The organism is Methylobacterium sp. B1 (genome assembly GCF_000333255.1).
In the GTDB taxonomy this organism is placed as follows: Bacteria; Pseudomonadota; Alphaproteobacteria; order Rhizobiales; family Beijerinckiaceae; genus Methylobacterium; species Methylobacterium fujisawaense.
Genome location: NZ_BACT01000629.1, coordinates 1 through 2,515, shown reverse-complemented (window position 1 = coordinate 2,515; position 2,515 = coordinate 1). Strand labels below are relative to the sequence as shown.

At 69.7% G+C, this 2,515-nt stretch carries 3 protein-coding genes; all 3 read right to left on the bottom strand.

Translation table 11 applies throughout. From position 1 onward, the window contains the following. Positions 1–258: 258 nt before the first annotated feature. Positions 259–804, bottom strand: coding sequence for a DNA starvation/stationary phase protection protein Dps (gene dps, locus I53_RS18665; RefSeq protein ID WP_043353382.1), 546 nt, complete (start codon positions 802–804; stop codon positions 259–261). Then, the gene (locus I53_RS18660; protein WP_251982363.1) at positions 711–1,709 is read right to left on the bottom strand and encodes an OmpA family protein; all 999 of its coding nucleotides are present in this window, start codon (positions 1,707–1,709) and stop codon (positions 711–713) included. The genes dps and I53_RS18660 overlap by 94 nt, the downstream gene beginning before the upstream one ends. A 348-nt stretch (positions 1,710–2,057) precedes the next feature. Continuing rightward, the coding region (locus I53_RS18655; RefSeq protein WP_043353381.1) for a tetratricopeptide repeat protein at positions 2,058–2,515 on the bottom strand (458 nt) is incomplete at its 5' end.

Genomic DNA, 2,515 nt, shown 5'->3' with positions numbered 1-2,515 from the left:
TGAGGGATGCCGCGTCGCTCCCCCTCGGCGCTTTCGGATCGCCGCGCCGGTTCATCCGCGATGCGCGCTCCTCCGCCGTCTGGGGAGGCCCGGGACCGGGGGCGTTCGGACGTCACCGGACCGCTCGGTCCAGAGCCGCCCCCGCCCCTGGCCCCTCCCCACAGGGGGAGGGGGGACTGCACGCGTCCGGGACGGCGCCGGTCTCGGACGGGGACGTGTGATCCCTCGGGCCAGCGCCTTCAGAAGGACCGCGCGCCTTCAGCGGCCCGGATTGCCGTCGCGCAGGGCGCCGGTCGGCTCCTGGACGTGGGCCTCCAGGAACCAGAGGTGCTTGTCGACCGCCCGGGAGATCTCGGTGAACAGGTCGGCCGTGCCGGGATCGCCCGCTTCGTCGGTCTCGTCGATGTTCTCGCGCACGGCGTTGGCGTAGCCGGCATAGCTGTCGATCAGCGCCGCGACGTGGTCGGCGATGGCGTAGATGCCGGTCGGGTAGGGCGGCAGCTTCGTGCGTTCGGCGACCACCTGGGCCGATCCGAAGGCCGTGGCGCCGAGCTGCACCGCGCGCTCGGCGACCTTATCGTTGAGGTCGTCCAGCTCGGTGCGGAACCCGTCGAGCATCTCGTGGATGCCGATGAACTGCGGGCCCTTCAGGTTCCAGTGCGCCTGCTTGATCGCCAGGGCGAGGTCGATGCCGTCCGCGAGCCGTGCGTTCAGGGCGTCGATCGAGACCTTCTTGGCGTTCGAGTCGGTGTCGTTGCGGGTCTTGTGGGTCCGGGGTGTGGTGCTGGTGCCGCTCTCGGCCATGCTTTCGCTCCGTCAGTCGAAAAGGTTCGGATGCGAAAGTGCCGGTGCGGCCTCAGGTTCCCGCAGCCGCGACGGATCCGCGGCGGCGGGACTGTTTCGCCGCAGGGCGCGCCTAGCGGTTGCGGCCGGGGCGCGCCATCCAGTCCGACCGGTTGCCGCGGGAGGCCGCCTCGGGGATTCGTCCGCAGCAGGCCCGCCACCGCGTCGATCTGCGGGGCGGAGGCCGGCAGGATCTCGGTCCTGTCGGTGGCGAAGTTGACCTGGATCACCGCCTTTCCCGTCGTGTCGAGGTCCTGCTTCAGCTGCTCGGCGGGCAGGAGGGCGGCGGTCTGGAGAAACGGCTTGGTCTCCAGGATGGTCCAGGCCGCGTTGTTGCTGCCGGGCACGAAATGGACCCAGATCTGCCGATCCGGCCGGCGGATCACCCAGGTCTGCGCCGGCTCGTTGTAGACATTGCCCAGGCCCTCATACATCCCGATCCGGATGTCCTCGGGCAGCGTCTCCGTGAGGGAGGCGGGGATCCTGCTGTCGGCAATCTTCAGGCCGCCGGCCTGTGTCAGCACGGCCTCGATGTTCTTCTTCAGCTCATAGGATGCGTAGGTCTTGCCGTCCTTGGTGCCGATGATGGACAGGAAGACCTTGCCCTCGACCTCGTGGAGCGCCGTGCCGGTCCAGAACAGGAAATGCCCGAAAGCGCGGGTCTCGGGCGGGTTCAGCGGCTGGTAGCCGTCTGGGAGCGCGAAGTAGGGAAAGCCGCCGAGCGGCGCGTTCGAGACGGGGACGGCCTCCAGGATGGACGCAGCCGGCCCGGACACCGTGTCCTGCGCGCTCGCAGGATCGGCCGGGATTCCGGATGCCGCATAGGCGAGGGCCAGCAGGATCCAGACCGGCTTCAGCGCTTTCACGATCCACTCCGACAGGTTGCGGAGGCGCGAGCCTAGCGGGCCCGGATCGGCAGGCAATTAGGCCTCTTGAGCTACGGTCCCCAAGAGAATCCCGTTCGTCTTTGCGCTTTGCAGGACGGCGCGACGGGATGTCGGGTGCAGAATACCGGCGATCTTACGCAGGCGCCGGGAGCCTGAACGGGCGCAGGCTCATGCCCGGAGGCCGAAGATCTTGCCCTTGCGGCCCGAAGCCGCCTTGCGGATCTTCGGGACGGCGCGCCCGAGCTTCGGCTGCGGGCGGCGCCGGCCGCCGCACCGCCGTGACGAACGAGGTGCGGACCGCCGGCGCGCAGGATCGGGAGAGGGGCGCTAGCCCCCCGACTTCTTGGCCTTGTCGGCGGCGCCCGGCGCCTCGTGCGGCTGGGGGGCGCCCTTCGGCAATTCCGGGTTCTCGGCGTTGTGCGGGGCGGCGACCGGGGCCGGCACGGTCTCGGCGGTGGCGGTCGGCTTCTCGATGTCGGGCAGACCGTCCTTCAGCTTCGCGTTGATCTGCGTGAGGTCGTCCGGCTCGGGGTTCAGATCCTTGGCGTGCTGCCACTGGAACTTGCCCTCGAGGCGCCGGCCCGAACGCCAGTAGGCGTCGCCCAGGTGGTCGTTGATGGTCGGATCGCCGGGCTTCAGCTCGACCGCCTTCTCCAGCTCGCGCACCGCATCGTCCCAACGGCCGAGGCGGTAATAGGCCCAGCCGAGGCTGTCGACGATCATCCCGTCCCGGGGGCTCGCATCGGCGGCCTGCTGCAGCAGCTTGAACGCCTCGTCGATGTGAC

Excerpts from the sequence above, each read along its gene's own strand:
- dps (WP_043353382.1), bottom strand. The coding sequence starts at position 804 with ATGGCCGAGAGCGGCACCAGCACCACACCCCGGACCCACAAGACCCGC.